Annotated in this window: 29 protein-coding genes and 2 tRNA genes; 16 read left to right on the top strand and 15 right to left on the bottom strand. The window is 69.6% G+C overall.

Features of this window, described 5'->3' with window-relative positions; genetic code table 11:
• The first annotated feature begins 15 nt into the window (after nucleotides 1-15).
• Nucleotides 16-777: an alpha/beta hydrolase family protein gene (locus tag SK571_RS26310; protein WP_319986755.1), complete on the top strand. Its 762-nt coding sequence runs from the start codon at nucleotides 16-18 to the stop codon at nucleotides 775-777.
• A gap of 47 nt (nucleotides 778-824) precedes the next feature.
• Here the strand turns inward: SK571_RS26310 and SK571_RS26305 are convergent.
• Nucleotides 825-898 (bottom strand) — tRNA-Pro (locus tag SK571_RS26305).
• Between the two features lie 62 nt (nucleotides 899-960).
• On the opposite strand from SK571_RS26305, the gene SK571_RS26300 reads away from it, so the two are divergent.
• Nucleotides 961-1,031, top strand: a tRNA-Gly gene (locus SK571_RS26300).
• Between the two features lie 150 nt (nucleotides 1,032-1,181).
• Here SK571_RS26300 and SK571_RS26295 read toward each other — a convergent pair.
• Entirely contained in the window at nucleotides 1,182-1,736 is a 555-nt protein-coding gene (locus SK571_RS26295) for an NAD(P)-dependent oxidoreductase (protein WP_319986754.1), read from the bottom strand.
• A gap of 57 nt (nucleotides 1,737-1,793) precedes the next feature.
• On the opposite strand from SK571_RS26295, the gene SK571_RS26290 reads away from it, so the two are divergent.
• The 3 genes from SK571_RS26290 to SK571_RS26280 are packed head-to-tail and all read left to right on the top strand — an operon-like array spanning nucleotide 1,794 to nucleotide 2,788.
• Entirely contained in the window at nucleotides 1,794-2,093 is a 300-nt protein-coding gene (locus SK571_RS26290) for a winged helix-turn-helix transcriptional regulator (protein ID WP_319986753.1), read from the top strand.
• Nucleotides 2,090-2,425 carry a VOC family protein gene (locus tag SK571_RS26285; protein ID WP_319986752.1) on the top strand — a complete coding sequence of 112 codons (336 nt, stop codon included), beginning with the start codon at nucleotides 2,090-2,092 and terminating at the stop codon, nucleotides 2,423-2,425. The genes SK571_RS26290 and SK571_RS26285 overlap by 4 nt, the downstream gene beginning before the upstream one ends.
• Nucleotides 2,426-2,452: 27 nt before the next feature.
• Entirely contained in the window at nucleotides 2,453-2,788 is a 336-nt protein-coding gene (locus SK571_RS26280) for a histidine triad nucleotide-binding protein (protein WP_319986751.1), read from the top strand.
• On the opposite strand, the gene SK571_RS26275 is transcribed toward SK571_RS26280, so the two are convergent.
• Together SK571_RS26275 and SK571_RS26270 are read right to left on the bottom strand one after the other, a co-directional pair.
• Nucleotides 2,769-3,377, bottom strand: coding sequence for an MBL fold metallo-hydrolase (locus SK571_RS26275; RefSeq protein ID WP_319986750.1), 609 nt, complete (start codon nucleotides 3,375-3,377; stop codon nucleotides 2,769-2,771). The genes SK571_RS26280 and SK571_RS26275 overlap by 20 nt on opposite strands.
• Nucleotides 3,374-4,039, bottom strand: coding sequence for a 2-phosphosulfolactate phosphatase (locus SK571_RS26270; RefSeq protein WP_454780188.1), 666 nt, complete (start codon nucleotides 4,037-4,039; stop codon nucleotides 3,374-3,376). Before SK571_RS26270 ends, SK571_RS26275 begins: the two co-directional genes overlap by 4 nt.
• A 27-nt stretch (nucleotides 4,040-4,066) precedes the next feature.
• Between SK571_RS26270 and SK571_RS26265 the strand changes: the two genes are divergently transcribed.
• Together SK571_RS26265 and SK571_RS26260 are read left to right on the top strand one after the other, a co-directional pair.
• Entirely contained in the window at nucleotides 4,067-4,516 is a 450-nt protein-coding gene (locus SK571_RS26265) for a ribose-5-phosphate isomerase (protein ID WP_266037759.1), read from the top strand.
• On the top strand, nucleotides 4,509-5,309 hold the full coding sequence (locus SK571_RS26260) for an Fpg/Nei family DNA glycosylase (RefSeq protein WP_319986748.1): 801 nt from the start codon (nucleotides 4,509-4,511) through the stop codon (nucleotides 5,307-5,309). The genes SK571_RS26265 and SK571_RS26260 overlap by 8 nt, the downstream gene beginning before the upstream one ends.
• Before the next feature lie 14 nt (nucleotides 5,310-5,323).
• On the opposite strand, the gene SK571_RS26255 is transcribed toward SK571_RS26260, so the two are convergent.
• The 5 genes from SK571_RS26255 to SK571_RS26235 all read right to left on the bottom strand — a co-directional run bounded on the left by SK571_RS26255 (nucleotide 5,324) and on the right by SK571_RS26235 (nucleotide 10,738).
• Nucleotides 5,324-6,055: a hypothetical protein gene (locus SK571_RS26255; RefSeq protein ID WP_319986747.1), complete on the bottom strand. Its 732-nt coding sequence runs from the start codon at nucleotides 6,053-6,055 to the stop codon at nucleotides 5,324-5,326.
• A gap of 57 nt (nucleotides 6,056-6,112) precedes the next feature.
• Nucleotides 6,113-7,327, bottom strand: a complete 1,215-nt coding sequence (locus SK571_RS26250; RefSeq protein WP_319986746.1) for a GNAT family N-acetyltransferase — start codon at nucleotides 7,325-7,327, stop codon at nucleotides 6,113-6,115.
• A 41-nt stretch (nucleotides 7,328-7,368) separates the two neighbouring features.
• Nucleotides 7,369-8,721 carry an aldehyde dehydrogenase family protein gene (locus SK571_RS26245; protein ID WP_319986745.1) on the bottom strand — a complete coding sequence of 451 codons (1,353 nt, stop codon included), beginning with the start codon at nucleotides 8,719-8,721 and terminating at the stop codon, nucleotides 7,369-7,371.
• Between the two features lie 503 nt (nucleotides 8,722-9,224).
• Nucleotides 9,225-10,070: a DNA-3-methyladenine glycosylase family protein gene (locus SK571_RS26240; RefSeq protein ID WP_319986744.1), complete on the bottom strand. Its 846-nt coding sequence runs from the start codon at nucleotides 10,068-10,070 to the stop codon at nucleotides 9,225-9,227.
• A 59-nt stretch (nucleotides 10,071-10,129) separates the two neighbouring features.
• A complete protein-coding gene (locus tag SK571_RS26235) occupies nucleotides 10,130-10,738 on the bottom strand; it encodes a mycothiol-dependent nitroreductase Rv2466c family protein (protein WP_319986743.1) in 609 nt (202 codons plus the stop codon).
• Nucleotides 10,739-10,901: 163 nt separating this feature from the next.
• Here SK571_RS26235 and pepN point away from each other — a divergent pair, with 163 nt between their 5' ends.
• The 3 genes from pepN to SK571_RS26220 all read left to right on the top strand — a co-directional run bounded on the left by pepN (nucleotide 10,902) and on the right by SK571_RS26220 (nucleotide 15,879).
• Entirely contained in the window at nucleotides 10,902-13,463 is a 2,562-nt protein-coding gene (gene pepN, locus SK571_RS26230; protein ID WP_319986742.1) for an aminopeptidase N, read from the top strand.
• Nucleotides 13,464-13,537: 74 nt separating this feature from the next.
• Nucleotides 13,538-15,247 (top strand): GNAT family N-acetyltransferase, encoded by a 1,710-nt coding sequence (locus SK571_RS26225; RefSeq protein ID WP_319986741.1) that lies wholly within the window; start codon nucleotides 13,538-13,540, stop codon nucleotides 15,245-15,247.
• Nucleotides 15,244-15,879, top strand: coding sequence for a GNAT family N-acetyltransferase (locus SK571_RS26220; protein ID WP_319986740.1), 636 nt, complete (start codon nucleotides 15,244-15,246; stop codon nucleotides 15,877-15,879). Before SK571_RS26225 ends, SK571_RS26220 begins: the two co-directional genes overlap by 4 nt.
• Nucleotides 15,880-15,921: 42 nt before the next feature.
• Here the strand turns inward: SK571_RS26220 and SK571_RS26215 are convergent, their stop codons facing one another.
• From SK571_RS26215 to SK571_RS26205, 3 genes are read right to left on the bottom strand one after another with little or no spacing between them, the layout of a single operon-like run.
• A complete protein-coding gene (locus SK571_RS26215) occupies nucleotides 15,922-16,401 on the bottom strand; it encodes a DUF5130 family protein (protein ID WP_319986739.1) in 480 nt (159 codons plus the stop codon).
• Nucleotides 16,388-16,633 carry an aa3-type cytochrome oxidase subunit CtaJ gene (gene ctaJ / locus SK571_RS26210; RefSeq protein ID WP_319986738.1) on the bottom strand — a complete coding sequence of 82 codons (246 nt, stop codon included), beginning with the start codon at nucleotides 16,631-16,633 and terminating at the stop codon, nucleotides 16,388-16,390. Before ctaJ ends, SK571_RS26215 begins: the two co-directional genes overlap by 14 nt.
• Before the next feature lie 20 nt (nucleotides 16,634-16,653).
• Nucleotides 16,654-17,844, bottom strand: a complete 1,191-nt coding sequence (locus SK571_RS26205; protein WP_319986737.1) for an MFS transporter — start codon at nucleotides 17,842-17,844, stop codon at nucleotides 16,654-16,656.
• Nucleotides 17,845-18,126: 282 nt separating this feature from the next.
• Here SK571_RS26205 and SK571_RS26200 point away from each other — a divergent pair, with 282 nt between their 5' ends.
• The gene (locus SK571_RS26200; RefSeq protein ID WP_319986736.1) at nucleotides 18,127-18,933 is read left to right on the top strand and encodes a DUF2345 domain-containing protein; all 807 of its coding nucleotides are present in this window, start codon (nucleotides 18,127-18,129) and stop codon (nucleotides 18,931-18,933) included.
• Between the two features lie 18 nt (nucleotides 18,934-18,951).
• On the opposite strand, the gene SK571_RS26195 is transcribed toward SK571_RS26200, so the two are convergent.
• Nucleotides 18,952-19,620 (bottom strand): HNH endonuclease, encoded by a 669-nt coding sequence (locus SK571_RS26195; RefSeq protein WP_406602031.1) that lies wholly within the window; start codon nucleotides 19,618-19,620, stop codon nucleotides 18,952-18,954.
• A gap of 152 nt (nucleotides 19,621-19,772) precedes the next feature.
• Between SK571_RS26195 and SK571_RS26190 the strand changes: the two genes are divergently transcribed.
• The 4 genes from SK571_RS26190 to SK571_RS26175 all read left to right on the top strand — a co-directional run bounded on the left by SK571_RS26190 (nucleotide 19,773) and on the right by SK571_RS26175 (nucleotide 24,938).
• Complete coding sequence (locus SK571_RS26190; RefSeq protein WP_319986734.1) at nucleotides 19,773-21,869, top strand: prolyl oligopeptidase family serine peptidase; 2,097 nt, start codon at nucleotides 19,773-19,775, stop codon at nucleotides 21,867-21,869.
• 86 nt (nucleotides 21,870-21,955) lie between these two features.
• The gene (locus SK571_RS26185; RefSeq protein WP_319986843.1) at nucleotides 21,956-22,786 is read left to right on the top strand and encodes a mechanosensitive ion channel family protein; all 831 of its coding nucleotides are present in this window, start codon (nucleotides 21,956-21,958) and stop codon (nucleotides 22,784-22,786) included.
• Nucleotides 22,787-22,904: 118 nt separating this feature from the next.
• A complete protein-coding gene (locus tag SK571_RS26180; RefSeq protein ID WP_319986733.1) occupies nucleotides 22,905-23,288 on the top strand; it encodes a globin in 384 nt (127 codons plus the stop codon).
• Nucleotides 23,289-23,345: 57 nt separating this feature from the next.
• Nucleotides 23,346-24,938 carry a glycoside hydrolase family 13 protein gene (locus SK571_RS26175; protein ID WP_319986732.1) on the top strand — a complete coding sequence of 531 codons (1,593 nt, stop codon included), beginning with the start codon at nucleotides 23,346-23,348 and terminating at the stop codon, nucleotides 24,936-24,938.
• Nucleotides 24,939-25,001: 63 nt separating this feature from the next.
• Here the strand turns inward: SK571_RS26175 and SK571_RS26170 are convergent, their stop codons facing one another.
• Together SK571_RS26170 and SK571_RS26165 are read right to left on the bottom strand one after the other, a co-directional pair.
• The gene (locus SK571_RS26170) at nucleotides 25,002-25,628 is read right to left on the bottom strand and encodes a hypothetical protein (RefSeq protein WP_319986731.1); all 627 of its coding nucleotides are present in this window, start codon (nucleotides 25,626-25,628) and stop codon (nucleotides 25,002-25,004) included.
• On the bottom strand, nucleotides 25,621-26,052 hold the full coding sequence (locus SK571_RS26165; RefSeq protein ID WP_030479330.1) for an acyl-CoA thioesterase: 432 nt from the start codon (nucleotides 26,050-26,052) through the stop codon (nucleotides 25,621-25,623). Before SK571_RS26165 ends, SK571_RS26170 begins: the two co-directional genes overlap by 8 nt.
• Before the next feature lie 85 nt (nucleotides 26,053-26,137).
• Here SK571_RS26165 and SK571_RS26160 point away from each other — a divergent pair, with 85 nt between their 5' ends.
• Nucleotides 26,138-26,635: a DUF2975 domain-containing protein gene (locus tag SK571_RS26160; protein ID WP_319986730.1), complete on the top strand. Its 498-nt coding sequence runs from the start codon at nucleotides 26,138-26,140 to the stop codon at nucleotides 26,633-26,635.
• Nucleotides 26,636-26,699: the final 64 nt, after the last annotated feature.

The raw sequence follows: 26,699 nt of genomic DNA, 5'->3' as shown, positions 1-26,699 counted from the left end.
CGCACCATAGAGGTCATGGACAACCGGAAAGCGGTCTTCGCGGGCATCGACGGCCAGGCACTGGCGGGCCGCCTCGAACTGCCCGAAGGGGACGTCGTGGCCACCGCCGTGTTCGCGCACTGCTTCACCTGCGGCAAGGACTCGGTGGCGGCCAGCCGGATCTCCCGCCGCCTGGCCGAGCGCGGCGTGGCGGTGCTGCGGTTCGACTTCACCGGCCTGGGCCAGTCCGACGGCGACTTCGCCAACACCACGTTCACGTCCAACGTCGACGACCTCGTCTGCGCCGCAGGTCACCTGCGCGACACCATCGGAGCCCCGAGCGTCCTCATCGGACACTCGCTGGGCGGCGCCGCGGTGCTGGCCGCCGCACACCGGGTGCCGGAGGTGAAGGCCGTCGTGACGATCGGCGCGCCGTTCGACACCTCGCACGTCGAGCACCTGCTCGGCTCGTCCAAGGACGAGATCGAGACTCACGGCGTGGCCGAGGTGCAACTGGCCGGCCGCCCGTTCCGGATCAGCAACGGCTTCCTGCTCGACATCAACCAGCAGAACCAGACCGCGTGCATCTCCGGCCTCGACCGTGCGCTGCTCGTCATGCACTCCCCGCAGGACGACACGGTCGGCATCGACAACGCCAGGCTCGTCTTCGACTCGGCGCGCCACCCCAAGTCGTTCATCTCGCTCGACGGCGCCGACCACCTGCTGACCGACCGCGCGGACGCCGCGTACGTGGCGGAGGTGCTCACCGCCTGGGCCGGCCGCTACCTCGTGAAGTAAGCCGAAAGCCCTCGACGAGGTGCTTCGTCGAGGGCTTTCGCCAACCGTCGGGGCGACAGGATTTGAACCTGCGACCCCCCGCTCCCAAAGCGGGTGCGCTACCAAGCTGCGCCACGCCCCGGTTGCATCCAGCTTACCGCCACCCGCTAAGCTATTAATCGCAGCCCCTAACGGGGCGGCAATGCGGGCGTAGCTCAATGGTAGAGCCCTAGTCTTCCAAACTAGCTACGCGGGTTCGATTCCCGTCGCCCGCTCGCGACCGAGGTCGGCCCATGTCTGCGGAGAGCGCAGACCTGAGCCGGCCTCTCGTCTTTTCTCTGGGGGGCGAGCCCCCAGACCCCCACGCCGGGGGCCCGCCCCCGGACCCCCATCAGGGTCCCGTGAGGGCCGTCCCGTGAGCCAGGTCACGCTGATGCGATGCCGATCTGCCGGTGGCGGTGCGTCGGGCGGTCGATCTCGTCCACCACGGCCAGCGCGAAGTCCTCGTAGGTCAGTTCGTCGGCCGGATCGACCGCGCTCACCCGGTACCGGCCCGTGGACGTGCCGCCGAAGTTGCCCGCCGGGCTCATCACCAGCCAGTCGGCGTCCGATGCGGCCAGCACCTCGACGCCCGCCGCGTGCCCCAGGCAGAACGGCTTGTGCTCGGCGGGGAAGTCCGGGCCGTCGATGACGCGCACGCCAGGTGCGGTCTCCAGCAACGTGTAAATGCCGACCACGATGATCCGCCCGGCACCGGACGCCACCAGCGCACGGGCCGCCTCGGTGTAGAACTCCGCCGGGTCGCGGGAAAGGTCCGCCACCGTGCTCACCGCCACGTCGTGGCCCGCAGCTACCTCCGCCGCGGCCTGCACGCCGGGGTCGCGCCCGATCCTGGTCACCTCGTGGCCGCGGGCCTGCGCGACGTCCGCGATCTCACGTCCTGCCTTGCCGGACGCCCCGAAAACAACGATCTTCGCCATGAGCGCGAAGGTAGGGTGCGGACGGCCGGTTTCCGCAACGATATCGGGGGTGAGCAGGTGGAATGCACGCACGACCTGCCGTACCAGATCGGTGACAAGTGGACCGCGCACGTGTTGCGCGGGCTGCAGGGCGGGCGTCGGCGGTTCGGCGAGTTGCGGTCCGAGATGCCCCGGGTGACGCCCAAGGTGCTCGCCGAGACGTTGCGGGCGATGGAGCGCGAGGGCACGGTTTCGCGCGAGGCGTTCGCGGAAAACCCGCCGCGGGTCGAGTACGAGTTGACGGAGCAGGGGCGCAAGGTGCTCGGACTGCTCGACCTGTGTTGTGACTGGGCCCGAGAGAACCTGGTGGAGACGTGAGGCTCGAACAGATCGTGCTCGACAGCAACGACCCGAGCCGGCTCGTGCGGTTCTGGGCGGAACTGCTCGGCGGTGAGCCGGTGGAGCGCGAGCACGGGTGGGCGCACGTCGAGCCGCCCGGTGGCGTGCGGATGTCGTTCCAGCCGGTGCCGGAGCGCAAGGTCGTGAAGAACCGGTTCCACCTCGACTTCGAGGTCGAGGACATCGAGGCGGCGGTCGTGAAGGCGGTGAGCCTCGGGGCCACCCGCGAAGGTGTCGTGCACACCGACGAGAAGGGCAGCTTCCAGGTCATGCGCGACCCGGAGGGCAACGAGTTCTGCTTCGTCCGCTGAGCCCGCCGGGACCAATACGATGCCGTCGTGACCGACTGCCTGTTCTGCCGCATCGTCGCGGGCGAGATCCCGGCGACCGTCGTGACGGAGACCGACACGACGCTCGCGTTCCGCGACATCGACCCCAAGGCGCCCACGCACGTCCTGGTGATCCCCAAGGAACACCACACGGCGATCGGCGACGTCGACCCGGTGCTCGCGGGGCAGATCCTCGCCACCGCGCACCAGGTCGCGAAGGCCGAGGGGGTCGACGAGTCCGGCTACCGCCTCGTCTTCAACACCGGCGGGGACGGCGGCCAGACCGTCTTCCACGTGCACTGCCACGTCCTCGGCGGACGCGGCCTCACGTGGCCTCCGGGATAGCCATCTCGCGCACGAACCTCGCGTCGACCGGGTCACCGTGGCCCGGCACGACGATCCGCGGTCCGAGTTCCAGCACCAGGTCGAGGACGTGGCGCCAGTTCGACGGCGTCGCGTCCGGGCCCGCCTGAGCGGGAGCGCCCTGCTCCACCAGGTCGCCCGCGAACACGACGCCGGCGTCCGGCACGTGCACGACCACGTCGTGCGAGGTGTGCGCGGGGCCGAAGTGGTGCAGGTCGACGCGGCGGCCGCCGACGTCCAGCGTGACGCTGTCGCGGAACGTGTGCGTCGGCGCGACGAGCGTGCCCTCGAACGGTTCGTCGTAGTGCTTGGCGCGGTCTTCGAGCAGCGACTCGTCCACCACGCAGCCCTCGTGCGCCCACACCTCGCACGGCAGGAACGCCGCGGTGGCCAGCACGTGGTCGAAGTGGTTGTGCGTCAACACGATCCGCGACGGCCTGATCTCGCGCGCCAGGGCGAAGTCCATGCCGGAGTCGACGAGCAGGGAGTCGCCCGACCCGGTGACGAGACCGAGTGTGAGGTCGAGTTCGGTGTGCCTGCGGATGAAGATCCCGTCCGCGATCTCGATCACCGCAGCACCCCGTCGACCAGCACGGGAGCGGCGGTGCTGACGTTGATCCGCACCGCGAGGTCGACGTCGGCGGAGTGCCCGTTCTCGACCAGTTCCCGTCCCGACCCGCAGCCCCTCACCGCGGCCGGGACGTCGGTGGTCCGGAACGCGGTCGCCGCGAGCCTGGCCTCCGGCGAGGCCTTCCCCGTCAGCGCGGCCAGCACCGCCCCGGCGCCCAGGTAGTCCTCGACGCACGGCCGCAACGGCCCGAACTCACGCGGCCCCGAGTTGAGGATGTCGAGCCCCCACCGTTCGCCGCCGGGGACCACCCCGATGGTCTTTCCCAGCTCCTGTGCCCGCCTGGCCACCGCCGTGGCGTTGCGCAGACAGGCCGCGAGCACGTGGGCGCCGGTCTCGGCGGCGAGGAAGCACAGGTTCGAGCCGTTCGGCGACGGCAGCTCGACCAGTCCGGTCTCCTCGACGAGTGACGCTGGTCGCAGCGTCCTTCCCGACTCGGGCTTCCACCGCGACGGGCGCACCTGGCCGCCGTTGCCCACCACCAGGTCGACCGACGTCGTGAACGACAGCACGTCGACGATGACCAGCACGTCACAGTCCCGCAGGGCGCCGACGCCCTCGGGCCCCCATTCCAGCCTCAGCTGGTACCCCTCCTGGCTGAACACACCCACCAGCGTGTCAGACTCCTTGACGTGCGCGTTTATCTGGCAGCAGACCACGCTGGCTTCGAGCTGAAGTCCCACCTGTCCAAGGCTCTCACCGAGCAGGGCTACGAGATCGTCGACGTCGGCGCCCACGAGTACGACGCGTTGGACGACTACGTGTCGTTCTGCGTCGACGCGGCCGAGAAGGTCGTCGCAGACCCCGGCAGCCTCGGCGTCGTGATCGGTGGCTCGGGCAACGGCGAGCAGATCGCCGCGAACAAGGTGAAGGGCGCCCGCGCCGCGCTGGCGTGGAACGTCGACACCGCGCAGCTCGCCCGCCAGCACAACGACGCCCTGCTGGTCGGCATCGGCGCCCGCCAGCACACCGCCGAGGAGGCGACCGAGATCGTGTCGGCGTTCCTCAAGACGCCGTTCTCGGGCGAACCGCGCCACCAGCGCCGGATCGACCAGGTCAGCGCCTACGAAGACCGTGCCTGAGGGCCACACGCTGCACCGCCTCGCGCGGCTGCACCAGCGCCGGTACGCGGGCAGGCCCGTGTCCGTCACCAGTCCGCAAGGGCGCTTCTCGGCGTCCCTTGTGGACGGACGCACGCTCGTTCGCGCCGAGGCTCACGGAAAGCACCTGTTCCACGTCTACGGCCCGGACGCGATCGTGCACGTCCACCTCGGCCTCTACGGGACGTTCACCGAGTCGCCGCTGCCGGTCCTGCTACCCGTCGGCCAGGTCCGCATGCGGATGGCCGGCGAGACCCACTGGACGGACCTGCGCGGCCCGACCGCGTGCGAGGTGCTGAACAAGGCCGAGGTCAAGGCGATCCGGGACCGGCTCGGGCCCGACCCGTTGCGCCGCGACGCCGACCCGGACCGCGCCTACGAGCGGATCATCCGGTCGAAGCAGTCGCTGGCCGTGCTGCTGATGGACCAGAGCGTCCTCGCGGGCGTCGGCAACGTCTACCGCGCCGAGGTGCTGTTCCGGCACAACGTGAACCCGTTGCTGGTCGGCAACAAGGTCAGCCGCGAGCTGTGGGACGCCATCTGGGCGGACCTCGTCGTGCTGATGAAGGACGGCGTCAAGGTCGGCCAGATCAACACCGTCCGCGCCGAGCACATGCCCCGTGCCATGGGCCGCGCGCCACGCGTGGATCGGCACGGCGGTGAGGTGTACGTCTACCGCCGTGCCGGGGAGCCGTGCCTGGTCTGCGGCACCGAGGTCCTGACCACCGAACTGGCGGCTCGCAACCTCTTCTGGTGCCCTGCCTGTCAGCCCTAGAAGGTCTGTCAGCCCTAGAAGTCGAACCCGCCGCCCATGTCGCCGAAGTCGACGCCGCCGGTGTCGCCCATGTCGGCGGCACCGCCCACGTCGCCCATTCCGACGTCACCCATGCCCGCGTCGCCCATGCCGTAGTCACCGACTCCGTGCATGCCGGAGAACATGGCGTCCATCAGCAGGAACGTGCCGACGCCCCACGCACCGGCCACGAGCGCGGGCTTCCACCACGGCTCGGAGTACCAGCCACGCGGCACCGGACGGCCGGCGACCATGCCACCGGGGTAGTAGTAGGGCGTACCCGAACCGGAGTGCGGCGACGCGGCGTACTGGTGGCCCTCGACGGCCACCTGACGGTCCTCGCTGACGGCACCCGCCTGTTTCTGGGCCGCGCTCTCGGGCAGTGCGGGGCCGGGGTCCATGCCCATGGCCTCACGCGCCGCGCGCACGTAGTGCAGGCCCTCCATCGCGGTCTCGGTGACCAGCCTGGCCTGCGGGATCGTGCGGGCCTGCTCCATCTGGGAACCGGCGGCGGTGAACCGCTCGGACGCGTCCGCCATCGCCTGCGTCGAGGCGGCGTTGCTGCCGGTGAGGCTCATCACCTGCCCGCCCAGCCGCTCGACCCAGCGGCGGGCTTCCGCCTTGGCGTCGTCGAGCTCCCGCGCCTTGCGCGCGTTGCTCTGGCTGACCAGGTAGAACACGCCTGCGACCAGCAGTACCAGCACTACGACCCACACGATGGTGCCCACGGCATTACCTCCCACACCAGGTAAACCGTCAACGAGCAATCACCGCCGTGAGTTCCGTCAGAACACCTCGGGGCAGTGCGGCTCCGTCACACCGAGGAACGCCATCGTCAGCGCGTCCACGTGTCCGGGCGTGTGCTCGACCACGCGGTGTGCCCGCCTGAGCACGGAAAGCCGGACGCCGCCGAGGAAGGCGCTGCCGAGTGCGGCAACGTCCAGCGACACGTCGGCCGGGTCCTCGGTGCGCGTCACCGTCGCTTCGCCGCCCTTGACCGTGAAGCGCCAACGGCCGGAGTTCCACGGGCAGAACGAGTCCTCGACTTCCAGAACACTGTCCACATCGGACGAATAAGCGCGCAGCGGCAGCGCCCGGTCGACGTCGACGAGGCGCACCCACAACGCGTCTCCGGCCTCGCGCCGCACCTTCCGCGGGTTGTCGACCATGTGCGTGATCGGGTCGTCCCAGGCGGTGTAGAAGGAGATCTCCCCGGCGAGGTCCATGTCCAGCAGGAACCGGTAGAGGTCGGCATAGGCCTGTTCGGTCGTGCAGACCAGCTCGCGCACGTGCAGTTCGCTGGCCGGTCCGCCCGAATCGCCGTTGGCCTTGACCCGGAACACCACATAGCCCTCGGGATGCAGGCAGTAGCGGTACGAGGTGAGCCCGTCGCGGTCGACCTCGCGGTCCGCGAGCTGCACGTCCCAGGTGTGCTCGACGCGGCTCAGCCAGCCGACCCGTGTGGTTCGCACCTGCTCGTAGAACTCACGCATGACTGGCAGCGCTTCTTCTCGCGACACCTGACGGATCCGTGCGTCGCTGACGTGCACACCAGGGTGAAACGCCATACGCGTGGGCATCCTGAGCATGGCAATGCTCGTCGCGTACTCGCCGTAGCCGTACCTGCGGTAGATGGAGCCTTCCGACGCCCACAGCATCGCGAGCGCCTCACCACTCTCGTGCATGCCGTGCAGCTGGGCCTTCATCAGCATCGACGCAACACCCCGCCGTCGATGGCCCGGCTTCACCGACACCACGGTCACCGCACCCGCCTGCGCCTGACGACCACCCGGAACGGTGATCTCACGGGTGAGGATTCCGCTGGTGCCGATCAGCTCGTCGCCGTCGAACACCGCGTGCGCCCGGTCCCGTTCGAGGACCTTGAGCCACTTGCTGTCCTCCCCCAGATGATCGCCGAGGAACGCCGAGGCCATCACCCGCTGGAAGTCGGGGAGGTCGGATTCGTCGATGGTCCGGATGCTCAACGCCGAGTCAGCCATGCCAGCAGTGATACGCGCGTGCGGCCCGGCTCGCAGCTCAATTACCGCTGGACCGACTTGACCTCGCAGAACTCGTCCAGCCCGAACCTGCCGAACTCGCGCCCGTTGCCCGACTGCCGGTAACCGCCGAACGGCGCGCTCGTGTTGAACGCGGCGGTGTTGATGTCGACCTGCCCGGTGCGCAACCGCCTGGCGATCCTGAGGGCGCGCTCGGTGTCCGCGGAGAACACGGCACCCGCCAGCCCGTAGATGGTGGAGTTCGCGATCCGCACCGCGTCGTCCTCGTCGGCGTACGGCATGACCGACAGCACCGGCCCGAAGATCTCCTCCTGCGCGATCGTCATCTCCGGCGTCACACCACCGAACACCGTCGGCGCGACGTAGAACCCCTGCGGCAGCGGCGCTTCGGGCCCACCGGCGGCCAGCGTCGCACCTTCCTCGACACCCTTGCGGATGTACCCGACGACCCGGTCGCGCTGCGCCTTCGACACAGCCGGCCCGATCCGCGTGGACGGGTCGGCCGGATCCGCGGGCGTGTACTTCTTCGCGGCCTGCGCGGCCAGCTCGACGGCCTCGTCATGACGCTCTGCGGGCACCAGCAACCGAGTCCACGCGCTGCAGGCCTGACCGTTGTTCATGAACGAGTTCGCGACCGCGATCTTCACCGCCCGCCCGAAGTCGGCGTCGTCGAGCACGACGCACGCGGACTTGCCGCCCAGCTCGAGCGCGACCCGCTTCACCGTCTCCGCGGCAACCACGGACACCCGCCGCCCGGCCTTCGTGGAACCGGTGAACGACACCATGTCCACGTCCGGATGCGCGGCCAGCGCCTCACCGACCACCGCCCCGGTCCCGTGCACCAGCTGGAACACCCCCGCCGGAGTGGCCGCCGCGACGATCTCGGCGAGCAGGTCGGCGGTGCGCGGCGCGAGCTCACTCGGCTTGAGCACCACGGTGTTGCCCGCCGCGAGAGCCGGCACGACCTTCGCGACCATCTGCTGCAGCGGGAAATTCCACGGCGTGATGGCCGCGACCACCCCGACCGGCTCGCGGAAGACCAGCGAGTTGCCGATCTCCTCGGGCTCGAAGTACCCGCCCTCCAGCACGTCCGCGACACCCTCCGCGATGGCGACGGGGTTGGCGACCTGCACCTTCTGGCTGAAGGTGAGCGGCGTGCCCATCTCCCGGGTCATGGCCGCCGCGAGCTCACCGGCCCGCTCCTTCAGCCCGTCGATGATCGCCCGGACCGCCTTCGCCCGTTCGTCCACCGAGGTCTCCGCCCAGGCCGGGAAGGCTTTGACCGCTGCGGCCACCGCCGCGTCGACGTCGGCCGGCGTGCCCTCGGCGAGCGTGCCGATGACTTCCTCGGTGGCGGGGTTGACGACCTCGATCACGAGAGCCCTCCAGGCGGATGTGACACCACTGCGCTGACAACGCCTCAGCCTGTCACATCTTGGCGGCGGGGGTCACGTCGGGAGCGGCGGAGGGCGTGGGAGGGAGGGAGGGAGGGAGGGAGGGGTTGGCAGGGCGGGCGGGCAAGCTGCGGGCGGGGCGGGTTGGCAGGGCGGGCGGGCAAGCTGCGGGCGGGGCGAGCAAGCTGCGGGCGGGGCGGGCAAGGTGCGGGTGGTGGGTGCAGGCGGACGCGGAACGGGCCCACTGCACGCCGCTGGCCCCAGATGCGCGGCAGGCGGACGGCCCACCGCGACGAAGACGGATGATCTCGACAGCAGCGGATTCGCCAACTGACAGCCGCGCACCCCGCCAACCCGGCAGCCCGCCAGCGACCTGCCAACCCGGCCCCCTGGCAGCCCAGCCCCCTGGCAGCAGCGCACCCGGCCACCTCAGCAGCCGCGGAGTCGCCAACCACAAGCCGCAACGGCCCGAACCCGTTCGGCGCTCATCGGCCCGAAGCAGCCATCGCACCTCCCAGCCGCCGCTCCCGCAGCACCCGCAGGTGCACCGCCGCCCAGGTCCGATAAGGCCGCCAAGCCTCGGACACCTCCGCCAACGGCCGCCCGTACCGCTCAGCCACCTCGTCGGTGAGCCGAGACTCGTTGTGCGGCACGGCGTCCGGAGCGTTCGCCCCGCGCAGCACCACCAGCTCGGCCGCGAACGGCCCCAGCCCCTTGACCTGCTGCACGGCGAGCACGGCGGCCGCGGGTTTCATCGAGCGCAGCGTCACCGCGTCCAGCAGCCCGTCCAGCGCCGCCGACGCCACCGCCCGCAGGTACTCGGCCTTGCGGCCGGGCAGGTCGAGGTCGAGCGCCAGCAACTCCGCGGGTGCGGGGAACACGCCGTCCCGCAGCAGCGAAGCCTTCAACGTGGCCGCCTGCGACATGCGGACCCGCTGCGCCAGCACCGACCAGGCCGCCGCCTCGTACGGCGAGTAGAAGCCGCACGGCCGCAAGCCGGGTACGGACGCCTGTGCCGACGCGATCACCGGATCGCGCAGCGCGATGTCGGGCCAGGCCCGGCCGTCGACGTCCAGTGACAGGAAGCGGCACGCCTGCACCGCCGCCAGGTCGAGATCGCCGTCGCCGGACAGGGACAGAACGGCAGTGGCGCCGCGCTGGGTCACGGAGACCTCAGCACGGCGCCACTCACCTTCGACCAGGAACGTCGCCTGCAGCGCCTCTCCCTCGCGCTCAGGCAACGCCGACGGCGTGAAGCCCTCCCAGAAAGCCCTGGAGGTCGCCCACGACCAGGGCCCCTGAACTGCGACTTCGACGCGGTGATCTGCCATGTCAGGAGACGCTGGCGAGCACCCCTGACAGAAAATCCGGCCGAGGAGGCCGGTCGGCCTCAGCTGAAGTCGAGGTCACCCGAACGGGTTCGCTTGAGCTCGAAGAAGTACGGGAAGCCGGCGAGCATCCGGGCACCGTCGAAGATCGTGCCCGCCTCCTCGCCCCGCGGGATCTTCGTCAGCACCGGGCCGAAGAACGCGACACCGTCGATGTGGATGGTCGGCGTGCCGACGTCCATGCCGACCGGGTCCATGCCGCGGTGGTGCGAGGTCCGCAGCGCCTCGTCGTACTCGGTCGAGTGCGCTGCCTCGGCGAGCTCGGCCGGCAGTTCGGCGTCGGCCAGCGCGAGCTTGATGATCTCGTCGAAGTCCTGGTTGCCCTCGTTGTGGATGCGCGTGCCCATCGCGGTGTACAGCTTCGGCAGCACCTCGTTGCCGAACTTCTGCTCCGCGGCGATGGCCACGCGAACCGGGCCCCAGCCCTTGGCCATGAGCTCCCGGTACTGCTCGGGCAGGTCGCGGCCCTCGTTCAGCACGGCGAGGCTCATCACGTGGAAGCTCAGGTCGATGTCGCGGACCTTCTCCACCTCGAGGATCCACCGGGAGGAGATCCAGGCGAACGGGCAAAGAGGGTCGAAGTAGAAGTCGACCTTCGCCTTGTCGGTCATGCGTGCCCCTTTAGTGACGGTCGGTGGCGTTATCGCCCCATCAGCCCAACCAGATCACCCCGTCATCTCTTCCCGAGCGCCGGTTCCGTGATTGGATGCGGGAGTCATAACCATTCCCGACGACGTCAGCGCGTAACCACACGCGCGGCAGACGAGGTGACCAGTGGCCGCGCCCAACCTCACCCGCGACCAGGCTCAGGACCGTGCTGAGCTGCTGGAAGTGGAGTCCTACCGGATCGAGCTGGACCTGACCGACGGCGGCGGAAAGCCGGGTTCGGACACGTTCCGCTCCACCACCACCGTGGTGTTCCGCAGCCGGACTCCGGGTGCTTCCTCGTGGATCGACATCGTGGCGGCGACCGTGCACCGCGCTGTGCTCAACGGCAGCGAGCTCGACGTCTCCGGCTACCGCGAGGAGGACGGCATCAAGCTGCCGGACCTCGCGGAGTCCAACGAGCTCACCATCGAGGCCGACTGCCGGTACATGAACACCGGCGAGGGCCTGCACCGGTTCGTCGACCCGGTCGACGGTGGCGTGTACCTGTACTCGCAGTTCGAGACCGCGGACGCCAAGCGCATGTTCGCGTGCTTCGACCAGCCCGACCTCAAGGCCGTCTACTCCATGAAGGTGACGGCGCCGCACGACTGGAAGGTCATCTCGAACGGCGAGATCATCGCCACCGAGGCCGGCGAGGGCGGCGCGGACGTGCACACGTTCGCCACCACCAAGCCGATGTCGACCTACATCGTGGCCCTGGTCGCCGGTCCTTACGCGGAGTGGCGCGACGAGTTCGTCGAGGGCGACTTCACGATCCCGCTCGGCATCTACTGCCGCGCCTCGCTCGCTCCCCACATGGACCACGAGCGGCTGTTCACCGAGACCAAGCAGGGCTTCGGGTTCTTCCACAAGGCCTTCGGGGTGCAGTACCCGTTCGGCAAGTACGACCAGTGCTTCGTGCCGGAGTTCAACGCCGGTGCGATGGAGAACGCGGGCTGCGTCACGTTCCTCGAGGACTACGTCTTCCGCAGCCGCGTCACCCGCTACCTCTACGAGCGCCGCGCCGAGACCGTGCTGCACGAGATGGCGCACATGTGGTTCGGCGATCTGGTGACCATGCGCTGGTGGGACGACCTGTGGCTGAACGAGTCGTTCGCCACCTGGGCGTCCGTGCTCGCGCAGGCCGAGGCCACCGAGTACCGCCAGGCCTGGACGACGTTCGCGAAGATCGAGAAGTCGTGGGCGTACCGGCAAGACCAGCTGCCCTCGACGCACCCGGTCGCCGCCGACATCTCCGACGTGCAGGCGGTCGAGGTCAACTTCGACGGCATCACCTACGCCAAGGGCGCCTCGGTGCTCAAGCAGCTCGTCGCGTACGTCGGGCTGGAGAACTTCCTGGCGGGCCTGCGGGTCTACTTCGGCAAGCACGCCTGGGGCAACGCCACGCTGGCCGACCTGCTGGGCGCGCTGGAGGAGGCGTCGGGCCGCGACCTGTCGTGGTGGAGCGCGCAGTGGCTGGAGACGACGGGCCTGAACCTGTTGCGCCCCAAGTTCACCGTCGACGCGTCCGGCAAGTTCACCGAGTTCGCCGTGCTGCAGGGCGGTGCGCGTCCGGGTGCCGGCGAACTGCGCACGCACCGCATCGCGATCGGCGTCTACGACGACGACGGCACGGGCAAGCTCGTCCGCACGCACCGCCACGAGCTGGACGTGACGGGCGACCGCACCGAGGTCCCCGAGCTGGTCGGCGTGCACCGCGGCAAGATCGTGCTGGTCAACGACGACGACCTCACGTACTGCACGATGCGCCTCGACCCGGACTCGCTGGCCGGGCTGATCGACCACATCTCCGACATCGCCGAGCCGCTGCCGCGCACGCTGTGCTGGTCGGCCGCCTGGGAGATGACGCGCGAGGCCGAGCTGAAGGCCCGCGACTTCGTGAACCTGGTGCTCGGCGGTCTGGGCTCCGAGTCCGAGGTCGGTGTGGTGCAACGGCTTCTGCTGCAGGCGCAGACCTCGCTGTCGTCCTACGCGGACGACTCGTGGCGTGCCGAGGGCTGGCGCCGGTTCGTGGCGAAGGCGCTGGAACTGGCGCAGGCGGCCGAGCCGGGCTCCGACCACCAGCTGGCGTTCGTGAACGCGCTGACCTCGTCGGTGCTCGACGACTCCACTGTGGACGTCCTGCGCGGCTGGTACGACGGAACCGCGGTGCTGGAAGGCCTGGACGTCGACACGGACCTGCGCTGGCGGCTGCTGCAGGCGCTGGTCGCGCACGGCAAGGCCGACCTGGCGGAGATCAACGCCGAGGAGGAGCGCGACCCGACCTCCACCGGTCACCGCCGCGCCCAGTCCGCCCGTGCGCTGCGCCCGACGATCGAGGCCAAGGACGAGGCCTGGGACCGGGCGGTCAACGACGACGACCTGCCCAACGCGGTCAGCGAGGCGATCATCGCGGGCATCTCGCACCCCGGCCAGAAGGAGCTGCTCGCGCCGTACGTCGAGCGCTACTTCCGCGACGTGAAGGGCGTGTGGGACCGCCGCACCTCCGAACGCGCGCAGTCGATGGTCGTGGGCATGTTCCCGGCGTGGTCGATCGCGAGGTCCACTGTGGAGGCCGCCGACGCGTGGCTGGCCGACGAGCACCCGCCGGCACTGCGCCGCCTGGTGTCCGAGGGCCGCGCGGGCATCGTGCGGGCACTCGCCGCGCAGGAGTTCGACCGCTCCTGACGTAGTACTCGTGAAGCCCCGCAATGCGTTCGCGCGTTGTGGGGCTTTCGCGTTAGCGTCTGCTGGGAGGTCCGGTGAGGGTTCGCTACGAGGTCGTGCGCTGGTGGCTCGAAGACGGCGAGTTCGTCGACGAGGTCCTGGCACGGGTCGTGGACGTCGACGGCCTGTTCGCCGATCCCGTGTCGCCCGAGCGTGAACGGCTGGTGCTGCGCGGGTGCACGGCCGCACCGGACGAGCTCACCGGCGACTTCCACCTCGGCATCTCGGGCTCGCAGTGGTGGCTCCTGGCCGATCTGGTCGTCCACGCCGAACTGCCCGGCGGCGATCTCGTCGCCAGCGCCTGCGTGACCCAGCTGATCGACGGCGGCGACTTCGGCACAGCGCCGTCGTACACGCTGTACAAGGACCTGAGGGAAACCGGCACGTGTCGTGCCGTGGAAGGGTTTCCGCGCTCGTTCGAGAACGTGTGGCCACCGGTGACGCTCATCGGCTGCGACAACCCCGGCCGCATCCGGCCCACCGAGCCCGATGCCGAACGAGGGCCCTACGCGGGGTTGCGCGCGCTGGACACCGCCGGCCGGATCGTGGCGCACGCCGGGGTCGCGCTGGACGTCGCGTCGGTGAGCCCGTCCGCCGCCGGCGAAGGACTGTTCGACGTCGTGCTCGACCAGTCCCGCTACAACGACGAGTGGGTGGTGGGCATGCGCCCCGCGCCCGGCGCCCGCGGGGCGTGGCGCGTCTGGATGGACGGTGTTCCGGCGGAACGGAACCTGTGGGCGCCACTGGGCCCCGAGGGTCGCATGTGGTGGAACGAGATCGCCGCCAAGGCACCTCGCACGCGCCCCACGGCCGGGGTGCACCACGTCGACGGCAGGCACGCCACGGACGAGTTCGGCCTGCACCTCGCGCTGAGCGAGGCACTGGTCGGGCCGGGCCGGTTCCTGGGCAGCGTCTACGCCATCACGGGGATGTACGAGGAGTGGTGGTTCGTGCCGGGCATCACGCTCGTGTGGCACGAGCCGGGCGTGGCGTTCGAGGCGATGCCCGGTTACTTCCTCGGACTGCTGAAGAACCTGCGGCGCAACGGGGTCGACGTGGTGCTGGAGTCGTCCACACCGGACCTGGCCGATCGGCTCGACCGGTGCGTGGAGCTCGGCTCGTTCGTCGACCGCTGGCTCGCCGGCTGGGCCAGGGCGGAAGAGGTGGAGCCGCAGGACCTGCTGGACAACTGGCACGTCTGGGCCGATCTGCCCGGCCGGCAGGAGGAACGGATCCTCGCGGGTGACGCGAACGTGCTGCAGCACGCCGAAGACGTGGAGCTCCAGCCCGTGCCGACCTGGCTGACGGTGCCGACGCACTCCCCCGAGGAGGTCGCCCTGGTGGTGCGAGAAGCCGGGCTGGTCCTGCGGGAGCCGGAGACGTTCATGCGGCGCGACCTGTTCGACCACCCCGCGCCGAAACCTCCCGCGGGCTACTCGGTGCGGGTGAGGCAGGGAGACGTGATCGAGGTCGTGGTGACCTTCGAGGGTGAGGAGGCCGCGAGCGGCCTGATCGCCGTCGTGGGTGAAGACGCTGTGCCGCACCGGATCGCGACGAGACCGGAGCATCGGCGGCGCGGGCTCGGCAGCGTCGTGATGGGTGCGCTGGTGAGAGAGGCGGTCAAGGCCGGCGCGACCGACGGGCTGCTGTTCGCGACGGCGGACGGCCTGCACCTGTACCGGAAACTGGGCTGGGACACGATTTCCGACGTCGTGATCGCGGCGAACGGCGAGGAGAAGGCATGATCGGCGAACTGGTGGAGCGCTGGCACCGCGGCTGGATCGCGGCCGACGGGCTGACCTCCGAGTACCGCGACGGCTACCTGGTCGTCCACGTGAACCGGGCGCACCGGGTGTTCGAGTGGATCGCCACGGACGACGCGGAAGCCGGCGCGGTGGCCTCGATCGTCGCCGCCACCGAGGAACCGAGCTGGCTGAGCGTTCCCACGCACTCGCCGGCGAAGGTGATCGCGGAGGTCGAGGCGGCCGGGCTGGTCATCGCCCGGCCGGACGAGACGTTCATGCGGCGCCCGCTCGTGGACCACCCGTTCTCCGGCCCGCCCGAGGGCTACTCGCTGGAGGTGACCAGGGACCCGGTGATCAGGGTTCAGGTGCTCGCGGACGGCGAAGTGGCGGCCAGCGGGCTGATGGCGGTCGTCGGCAAGGACGCTGTCGCGCACCGCATCGAGACCGCGGAGGCGCACCGGCGGCGAGGACTCGGCAGTGTCGTGATGGGCACCCTGGTGCGGGAGGCGGTGCGGGACGGGGCGACGACGGGGTTGCTGTTCTCGTCGACCGACGGCGTGCACCTCTACCGCAGCCTGGGCTGGGAGAAGATCTCCGACCTCGTGGTGGCGCGCAACGAGGCCAGCGCGTGAAAAACGCCCCCGGCGGCGTGCCGGGGGCGTTTCGAAGCAAGATCAGGAACGGGGCGCGGCGCCCGCCTGGTCGGTCAGCATGCGCAGGCCCGACACGAGGCCGCCCGCGAGGTCGCCCTCCTTGAAGGACGCCACCATGCTCATCACCGCGAGCTTGGCACCGCGGTCGGCGAGACGGCGGTGCGACTCCTCGCCCGTGACGATCTCGACGACGCGCTCACCCGGCGACACGGCCACGAGGACGTGGTGCGACGGGCGCTCGGTGGAGCCGTGCAGCTCCTGCGCGCGCTCGTGGGCGTTCGCGCCGAGCTCGCCCAGGTACACGCTGAAGTCGAGGCCCGTGGTGCGGCTGGAGAGCGTCAGCGCCTCGTCCAGCTGCGCGAGCTGGGCGGGCGTGAACGGCAGCTCCGGCGCGTGCGGCTCGTACATCTTCGCCGCGGACACACGGCCGCTGTTCGTCACGACGGTGCCGAGAGGCAGCGTCGACGGGTCGACGGGCTCGATCGCCTTACCAGTTGCCACGTGCGCCTCCCTTGGCGGTCGAGCCCGAGGTACCGGACTCGGCGGCGCTGTGGTGCTCAGCGCTCAACCCGGCCGGGTTCGCGCTCCACCACACCGGGGCGTAGCCCCACTCCTGGCCGGGCCTGTACCGGGGAATCCGGGTGGCCTTTGGCCTCACCGTCAGCAGCGTGATCACGCCGTAGATCGCCAGCGGGATCAGCGCGAAGACGAGAACGGTCTCCACGATGGTCACGGCGGGTACGGTAGCCGAACTCAGCCGCGCGCGAGCGGCCGGGCCAGCAAGATCGCGGTCAATCCCACTATCGAGCCCGCCACGACGTAGACGGTGCCCAGCGACGTCGCGTCGGCGAGCGGACCGGCGAGGCCCGCGCCCAGCGGTGAGAGCCCCCAGGCGAGCACCCGATAAGCGCTGGTCACGCGGCCCATCATCGGTCCGGGCGTGAGCCGCTGCCGCCGGGTCGCGGACAGCACGTTCCAGCCGGCGGACGCCACGCCGAACAGCACGCACGCCAGCAGTGCCACGACCAGCCACGGCGTCAGGCCGAACAACGCGAACGCGGCGCCGAGCAACGCCAGGAACCCGACCATGACCCGTCCGGCACCCCACCGCGCCGCGAGCACGGGAGACAGCCGGGCGCCTAGCAGAGCACCGGCCGCCATGCACACGACGAGGAACGGAACCACCGGTTCGGCGAGGCCTAGTACCTGGATGGAGTAGAGCGCCAGCATGGCGTTGATCGCGGCCGCGCACACAGCTGTGATTGCAACGGCAACTACCAGTGACCGCAGGCCAGGAGTTCGCACGAGGAAACGCGCGCCCTCGGCCAGTTGTCCACGAAGATCGCTCCCGGAGCGTTCGGGAGCGACGTCCGGCACGCGGGACACGAGCACCGCGGCGACGACGAACGACAGCGCGTCGAGGGCGAAACAGGCAGCCGGAGCCCACCAGAAGAGCACCGCGGCGGCCAGCGGGCCGGCGAGGTCCATGCCGATCGTCTCGACCGTCACGAACCGGCCGTTGGCCGCCTCCAGTTCGTCCGGCCCCGCGAGTTCGACCAGCAACACCTGGGACGCCGAGTCCGCGAACGTCTCCGCGGAGGTCAGCACGAAAGCCGTGGCGCACAAGACGACGACCGTCGCGTGTCCGGTGTGGACCGCCAGCGCGAGCAGTCCGGTCACCCCGGCGCGCAGCCAATGTGCCACGACGACAACGGTTCTCGGTCTCCAGCGGTCCACAAGGGCGCCCGCGGGCAGCGCCACGAGCAACCAGGGCAGGGTGAGCGCGACAGCCACGGCGGACACCGCGAGCGGGCTGCGGGTGCTGGCGGCGGTGAACAAGGGCAGCGCGACGACGCGCACGCCGTCGCCCACGAGCGACACCGCCCAAGCCCCGGTGAGCGCTCGAAAACCCCGTCCATGCACGCCTTTTGCCGTATGACGCATGTCACGTTCCATCAGATCGAACGCTACAGAGCGTGTCCATACCGGCCAGTAGGGCCAACGAGTGCTCTCGTGCGGCGCAGCGGTTACACCCGGTCAGGCCTCACCCGGTCGGAGGCGAACGGGTGCCGGTTTGGGGTCTTGTTCCCGGATCACTCAGCTCCTAGCTTTTCACCTATACGGGTCTTGCGCACCCGCCCCGAACGAGCTGGAGGACACAAAATGTTCACGATGACCCGCCCCCAGGCCGTGACCTTCACTCTTCCGAGCTACAAGGACGATTCAGTGCGTATCACCGCCAGTGACTCCGTCCGGATCACGATGGACGACTCCGTTCGGATCACCGCGGCCGATTCGGTGCGCATCACGGCCCGCGACTCCGTCCGCATCACCATGGCGGACTCGGTGCGCATCACCGCGAGCGATTCGGTCAGGATCACGTGTGCCGATTCCGTGAGGATCACTGCACGTGAAGACTCCGTTCGGATCACCGCTCAGCAGGACTCGGCCAGGATCACTGCGCGTGAGGACTCCGTCCGCATCACCATGGACGACTCCGTGCGCATCACGGCCCACGACGACAGCGTCCGCATCACGGCGCAGGACTCCGTCCGCATCACGATGGACGACTCGGTGCGCATCACCGCACACGACGACAGCGTCCGCATCACCGCACACGACGACTCGGTCCGGATCACCATGGACGACTCCGTCCGCATCACGGCCCACGACGACAGCGTCCGCATCACCGCACACGACGACTCGGTCCGGATCACCATGGACGACTCCGTCCGCATCACGGCCCACGACGACAGCGTCCGCATCACCGCACACGACGACTCGGTCCGGATCACCATGGACGACTCCGTCCGCATCACGGCCCACGACGACAGCGTCCGCATCACCGCGCAGGACTCCGTCCGCATCACGATGGACGACAGCGTGCGGATCACGGCGCACGACGACTCGGTGCGCATCACCGCCCAGCAGGACAGCGTCCGCATCACCATGGACGACTCGGTCCGCATCACGGCGCAGCAGGACTCCGTGCGCATCACCGCACGTCGGAACGACTTCTCCCTCGCGGCCTGACCCAGCTCGAACGGCGGATCAGGCCGCCGGTTCACCCAGGTACGGCAACCACTGCGGATCAGCCTCGGCCACCCCGGCGAGCAGCCGCCAGTGCGGGCCACGCGGCGCCGCGGGAACGACGCGCAGCCGCCAGCCCAGCTCGGACAGCATTTTGTCCGCCTTGCGGTGGTTGCACTTCGCACAGCAGGCGACGCAGTTGGTCCAGGTGTGAGGTCCGCCACGCGAGCGCGGCACGACGTGGTCGATCGTCTCGGCCCGCCCGCCGCAGTAGGCGCAGCGATAACGGTCGCGGTGCATGAGCCCGGCACGGGTCATCGGCACGCGACCGCGATAAGGCACGCGAACGTAGGAGCTCAGCCGGATCACGGACGGCACGAGCACCTCGGACTTCGACGAGTGCAGCACCAGCCCGGAGGCGTCTCCGTGCACGACTTCGGCTTTCCCGCACACCACGAGCACGACCGCCCGGCGCAGTGACAACGCCGTGAGCGGCTCGAACGTGGCGTTCAGCAGCAGGACCTTGCGTCTTCCCCAGGGGAAGATCGCCGGCATCGAACCGGAACCTCCCCCGTCTCGATCCACATCCGGTACCGCCCGCAGGTCGGGCTGATTTCGGCATGGGAGGACCGTCGGCGCCGTCTCGCCTGGTGACGAGCCGCCGATAGGGGTCGGTTGTCGGTCTGGCACGCGACCACCTCCACCGGTTCAGCCATAGGAGACCACACTTACCAGGAAAAAATCACGTGTGATAAGTGACGCGTCATGGATGTGTGATCGAACCCGGGGTGAACCAGCTCCCTATCGGAGATGGTTTTCAAGAGCCCGCTACTCTTGACAAGGTGACAGAGGCACCTTCCACTCCACTGCCTGCGACGATCGCCTACCCGATCGCCGAGCGGCTAAACCTCGTCGAGCAGATCCACGGGCGCGAAGTCGCCGACCCGTACCGCTGGCTCGAGGACACGGCAGACCCCCGCACCGCGGAGTGGTCGCAGGCGCAGGACGTGCTCGCGCGCTCCTGGCTGGACGCGATGCCCGGCCGCGCACGCCTGGACGAGCGCCTCAAGGAGCTGATGCGCACCGGTTCGGTGTCCACGCCGACCTGGCGCGCGGGCAGGGCGTTCTTCACCCGCCGCGGTCCCGAGCAGGACCACCCCGTCGTCATGGTGCGCGAGAGCGACGGCACCGAGCGCGTGCTCCTCGACGTGAGCGCGCTCGACCCGTCCGGCCGGACCACCCTGGACGGCTGGTCCCCCAGCCTCGAAGGCGAGCGCCTCGCGTACCAGGTGTCCGTCGGCGGCAACGAGCACTCGCTGCTGCACGTCATGGACGTCGCGACGGGCGAGCACATCGAGGGCCCGATCGACCGGTGCCGCTACTCCTCCATCGGCTGGCTGCCGGGTGGCGAGGAGTTCTACTACGTGCGCCAGCTCGACCCGGCCCTGCTCCCCGAGGACGAGAAGCTGTTCCATCGCCGCGTGTGGCGTCACCGCGTCGGCACGGACCCGGACACGGACTTCAACGTGCACGGCGACGACCAGGCGCACACCTTCTACTACTCGCTGAACCTCTCGCACGACGGCCGCTGGCTGGTCGTGAGCGGCGCCCCCAGCACGCTGAAGCACGACTCCGTGTGGATCGCGGACCTGCACGGCGACGGCGCGCTCGTGCCGGTGATCCTGTCCGAGGCCGGCGTGCAGTGCTCGGCGTCCGTGGCTCGCGACGGCAGGCTCTACCTGCACACCAACCACGGCGCGCCCCGGCAGCGGCTGTGCGTGGCCGACCCGGCGAACCCCACCGAGTGGACCGAGCTCATCGCCGAGGAACCGGACTCGGTCCTCGACGGGGTGCGCTGGCTGAACGGCGACCTGGTCGTCCTGCGCACCAGGCACGCGGTCTCCGAACTGCACCTGCACGACGCCGCGACCGGTGCGCACAAGCAGGAGATCCCGCTGCCCGGGACGGGTTCGCTGCACGGCATGTCCGTTGTGGACGTCCACACGCCCCACGACCAGGACACGCTCTGGTTCGGGTGGACGGACTTCGTGACGCCGCAGTCGGTGTTCCGGTTCTCGAAGTCCACCGGTGAAACGGTGCTGCACGAGGCCGCGCCCGGCCGCGTCGAGCTGCCGGCCGTGACGACCCAGCAGATCGCGTACACGTCCAAGGACGGCACGACGGTCCGGATGTTCGTCGTCAGCGGCGAGCAGAAGCCCGACCTGCCCCGTCCCGCGCTGCTCACCGGCTACGGCGGCTTCGCGATCGGCCGCGGTCCCGGCTACAGCGCGACCACGCTGGCCTGGGTCGAGGCGGGCGGTGTGTGGGTGCACGTGTCGTTGCGCGGCGGTGACGAGGAGGGCGAGGACTGGCACGTCGCCGGTATGCGCGCCAACAAGCAGAACGTGTTCGACGACTTCCACTCCGCGGCGGAGCGTCTGATCCGCGACGGGTGGACCACGCCGCAGCAGCTGGCGATCATGGGAGGCTCCAACGGCGGCCTGCTCGTGGGTGCCGCGCTGACCCAGCGCCCTGAGCTGTACGCGGCGGTGGTGTGCTCAGCGCCACTGCTCGACATGGTGCGCTACGAGAAGTTCCTGCTCGGACGGTTGTGGGCCGACGAGTACGGCAGCGCAAGCGTTTCCGAGGAGCTGGACTGGCTGCTCTCCTACTCGCCGTATCACCGAGTGGTAACGGACGTTGAGTACCCTTCCGTGTTGTTCACGGTGTTCGAGTCGGATTCTCGTGTGGACCCCAACCACGCCAGGAAAATGTGCGCGGCGCTGCAGCACGCTTCGTCAAGTGATCCGACCAAGCACCCCGTGCTGATCCGCCGCGAGACCGAGGTCGGTCACGCGGGCCGGTCCGTCAGCCGGACGGTGGCTCTCGCCGTGGACCAGCTGACGTTTCTCGCGAATGCCACCGGCATGGAGTTGTAGGAGGGCACGACCAGGTGACCAGTCCCGTGGATGACGTCACGAACAAGGCCGCCGAGGCGGTCACCTTCGTCGACAAGTACGGCGCGGTGATCATCACGGGCGCGATCAAGATCGTTGTGATCCTGATCGCCGCCTTCGTGATCAGGGCTCTGCTGCGCAAGGTCATCGACCGGATCACCACGCCCGGCAAGGAAGGCAGGAAGCCGGGGCTGCTCAAGCCGTTGCGCGAGCGGGCGCCCCAGGCGCTCGGAAACCTGATCTCCGAGCGCCGGGAGCAGCGCGCCAGGACGATCGGCTCGGTGCTGAAGTCGATCGTCACGATCCTGATCTTCGGTATCGCGTTCCTCGAGATCCTGATCGTGGTGGGCATCAACATCACGCCGATCCTGACCTCCGCGGGCATCCTGGGCGTCGCCATCGGTTTCGGCGCCCAGAACCTGGTGAAGGACTTCCTGGCCGGCATGTTCATGCTGCTGGAGGACCAGTACGGCGTCGGTGACGTCGTCGACCTCGGCCCCGCGACCGGCACCGTCGAGGCCGTCGCGCTGCGCACCACCACGATCCGGGACACCGGCGGCACGGTCTGGTACGTCCGCAACGGCGAGATCCTGCGAGTCGGCAACTCGTCGCAGGGCTTCGCGGTCGCCGTCGTCGACCTGCCGCTGAGCTACGGCGCGAACCTCGCCGAGGCCACCGGGGTGCTGGAGCGCAAGGTCGCCGAGGTGGCCGACAAGGACCCGCTGAAGGCGGACATCACGGCCAAGCCCGAGGTGCTCGGCGTCGAGAAGTTCACGCCGGAGGGCATCACCCTGCGGGTCACCGCGAAGACGCGCCCCGGCCGTCAGTGGGCGGTCCAGCGCAACCTGCGCGCGCAACTGATGCCCGCCCTCGAGGAAGCGGGCTTCACCGCCAAGTGAGTTAGAACACCCATTCGAGACGATGATCATCCGGCGTCCTGCCAGTTCACAACCCTATGGCGGAGCCAACAGCCGGGGCGGCCTGCAGGCGGTGGCCCTCGTGAGTCAGGATGGGTACGTGGGAAACCCCGTGAGCTTCTTCGAACAGGTCGGTGGCGAGGAGACGTTCCACCGCATCGTCGCGCGCTTCTACCAAGAGGTGAAGGCCGACGAGATCCTCCGCCCGCTCTACCCCGAAGAGGACCTCGGACCTGCGGAGGAGCGGCTGCGGCTGTTCCTGATGCAGTACTGGGGCGGACCCCACACCTACTCGGACAACCGGGGCCACCCGAGGCTGCGGATGCGTCACGTCCCGTTCAAGATCGGCCCGATCGAGCGGGACGCGTGGCTGCGCTGCATGAGGATCGCCGTCGACGAGGCCGGCTTGGACGAGGCTCACCGCAAGCAGCTCTGGGACTACATGGAGATGGCCGCGAACAGCTTGATGAACAGCTGGTCCTGACCGCCCATCACCCGTTCGGGTCCTTTAGCAGCGAGACGAATGGCAGGATGACCCCCCGTGCGCCGATCCTCCGACCTCACACCCGAGATCGCCGAAGAGTCCGCCTGGTGGCGTGACGCCGTCTTCTACCAGGTCTACGTGCGTTCGTTCGCCGACTCCAACGGCGACGGCGTCGGTGACCTCGACGGCATCCGTTCCCGCCTCGGCTACCTGGAACTGCTCGGGGTCGACGCCCTGTGGCTCACCCCGTTCTACCGCTCGCCGATGGCCGACCACGGCTACGACGTGGCCGACCCGCGCGACGTCGACCCGCTGTTCGGCGACCTGGCCGCGTTCGACCGGCTGGTCGCGGACGCGCACGAGCACAACATCCGGGTGACGGTCGACCTGGTCCCGAACCACTCGAGCGACCTGCACGAGTGGTTCCAGGAGGCCCTGCAGGCCGGTCCGGGCAGCATGGAGCGCGCCCGCTACATCTTCCGCGAGGGCCGCGGCTTCGACGGCTCGCAGCCGCCGAACAACTGGGTCTCCGTCTTCGGCGGCCCCGCGTGGACCCGAGTGCCGGACGGCCAGTGGTACCTGCACCTGTTCGCGCCGGAGCAGCCCGACCTCAACTGGGAGCACCCGGAGGTCCGCGCCGACCTGGAGCGCACGCTGCGGTTCTGGCTGGACCGCGGGGTCGACGGCTTCCGCATCGACGTGGCACACGGCATGGCCAAGCCGGAAGGCCTGCCGGACATGGAGATCCGCACGCAGGTTCCGGGCGTGCTGTCCGACGACGTGCACGACCCGCGCTTCGACAACGACGGCGTGCACGAGATCCACCGCATGATCCGCAAGGTCATGGACGGCTACCCCGGCACCATGGCCGTCGGCGAGATCTGGGTGAAGGACGACGAGCGCTTCGCCGCCTACGTCCGTCCCGACGAGCTGCACCTGGGCTTCAACTTCCGGCTGGTCGAGGCCGGCTTCGACGCCGACGCCGTCCGCACGGCCATCGAGCACTCGCTGGCGGCGGTCGCCCTGACCGGCACGCCCGCGACGTGGACGTTGTCGAACCACGACGTGGTGCGTCACGTGACCCGCTACGGCGGCGGCGCGCTGGGCGAGCAGCGGGCCCGCGCGATGACGCTGGTCGAACTGGCGCTGCCGGGCGTGATCTACCTCTACAACGGCGAAGAGCTCGGCCTGCCCAACGTGGAACTGCCGGACTGGGCCCTGCAGGACCCGACCTGGGAGCGTTCCGGCCACACCGAGCGCGGCCGCGACGGCTGCCGCGTGCCGATCCCGTGGGAGGGCACCAGCCCGCCGTTCGGGTTCTCCACGGCCGTGAACACCTGGCTGCCGCAGCCGAACGAGTGGGACCACCTCACGGCCGAGGCACAGCTGGAGGACCCGGGCTCGATGCTCTCGCTCTACCGCGAGGCGCTGGAGCACCGGAAGTCCAACGCGGGCTTCGCCGGCGAGGAGCTCGAGTGGTACGGCGCCCCGGCCGGCTGCTTCGCGTTCCGGCGCAAGGGTGGCGGGCTGATCTGCGCCCTGAACACCTCGGGCGCGTCCGTGCCGCTGCCTCCCGGCCAGGTGCTGCTGTCGTCCGGTCCGATGGACGGCGACCAGCTGCCGCCGGACACCGCGGTCTGGCTCGTCTGAGTTCTCGCACGCAAAACAGCGCCTCAGGCCGTGGCCTGGGGCGCTGTTCCGTGTTCCGGAGAGTCAGACCAGCAGGGGCAGCATGGAATGCCGGCGCCGGACGACCGCGCCGTACCGGGCGTCGATCCGCACCCACGAGTCGGTCGCGGTCACCCGCACGTCGCCGTCCTCGCCGAGGAAACCCATGCCCGACAACGCGAACAGGACCCGCAGCGGGATCTTGACGTCCAGTCCGGACCCGCTGACGGTGATCACCGTCTGGTCCAGCAACGAGGCCGGCGGCGTGCCCTGCGGCCCGGTGTTCTCCCGTGCCACCTCGACACCTTCGTCGGCGAGTTTGGCGACGACCTCGACCGGCAGCCGGTCGACCATCAGCCAGCCGTCGGCGGGCGGCAGGGCCGAGCGCCACATCAGGTCCTTGGCGGGGCCCGGATCGATGCGCTCGTCGCGCATCACCGCGAGGCCCGTCAGCAGCTCCGAGCCGGACACCGTGACGTCCGCCGGAGTCGCTTGTCCCGCAACGGTTCGCGTCGCGAGCGTGTCGAACGGCGTGGCCACCCACGCGTCGAGCAGCTCCCCGTCGCGGTTGCGCAGCCTCACGACGGACTGCGCGTCGAGCCGCACGGCCCGTGCGGCGAACGCCCCCAGGTCGTCTCTCTCGGCCGCATCGGCCAACACCAGCTCAGGCACCATTTCCCCCTGCCCGCCACCCGGCGAGAAAGTCGCGCTCGGCTTCGGTGAGCCGGCGCGGTCGTGCTGTCGTCACGTTGTAGGGCGCCATGAGCGTCTCCGCCCTGACCACCACCGGGCTGTTCGCGTCACGGCTGCCGCGCACCACGTAGTCGAGCGTCAGCGAAGCGGACTTCAGCTCCCGCACCGACATCTCCACCACGACGCTTTCGCCGGTGAACACGATCGGCGCGAGGTACTCGACCACGAGCTTCGCCACGACCATGCCCTCGGCCAGTTCCTTGACCCCGTGGCGGGCGGCCTCGGTGAACAGCAGCTCGATGCGGGCTTCTTCGAGCAACGTCACCGTGTTCGCGTGGTTGACGTGGCCGAACGCATCCATGTCCGACCATCGAGGCCGCACACCCGTGACGAAGACACCCATGCAGGGACCCTACCGTTGACCGGCCTTCACAGGACCTCCACACCAGACGATTGAAAATCGATAAGCAGCTCTCGATACTCGATTCATGTCTCGCGCCGTGGTGTTCTTCCTGCAGGCCCTGCTCGCCTTCGCGGTTCTGGGCGGCCTGTTCGCGCAGGTCGCGGTGATCCCGGCGACCGCGGCGAACGAGGTCGACCTCTTCCCGCCGTACGAGTCGGTGAGAGTGCCGTTCGTGGTGTCCGCGATCGTTTTCGTGGCGTGCCTGCAAGTCCTGGCGGTGGCGTTGGGAGGAATGCTGCACAGGGCAGGCGAAGGCACCGTGTTCGAGTCCGGCGCGCTCGTGTGGACGAACATCGCGATCGGCGCCATCGCCGCCGGAGCCGTTGTGCTCGCCTGGTTGTTCGTCTACGTCACGTTCACCGAGATCCCCTCACCCGCGGACGGCATGGAGGTCCTGGGCCTGTGGATGGGGTCCGCCGTCGGCACGATCGCGGCGATCGGTGTCGCGCTGCTGGTCGTGGTCGGACGGCAGTGGCTCGGTCGCGCGATCGTCCAGCGCGCGGAACTGGAGCACGTCGTCTGACCCTGACGAAAACGACCGGGGCGCCGCGGAGGGGATTCCGCGGCGCCCCGGTTCTCGTTCGTGC

This window comes from Lentzea kristufekii (genome assembly GCF_033949925.1).
Lineage (GTDB): Bacteria > Actinomycetota > Actinomycetes > Mycobacteriales > Pseudonocardiaceae > Lentzea > Lentzea kristufekii.
The sequence above is the reverse complement of the archived record's forward strand: the minus strand, read 5'-3'. Positions and strand labels throughout refer to the sequence as shown.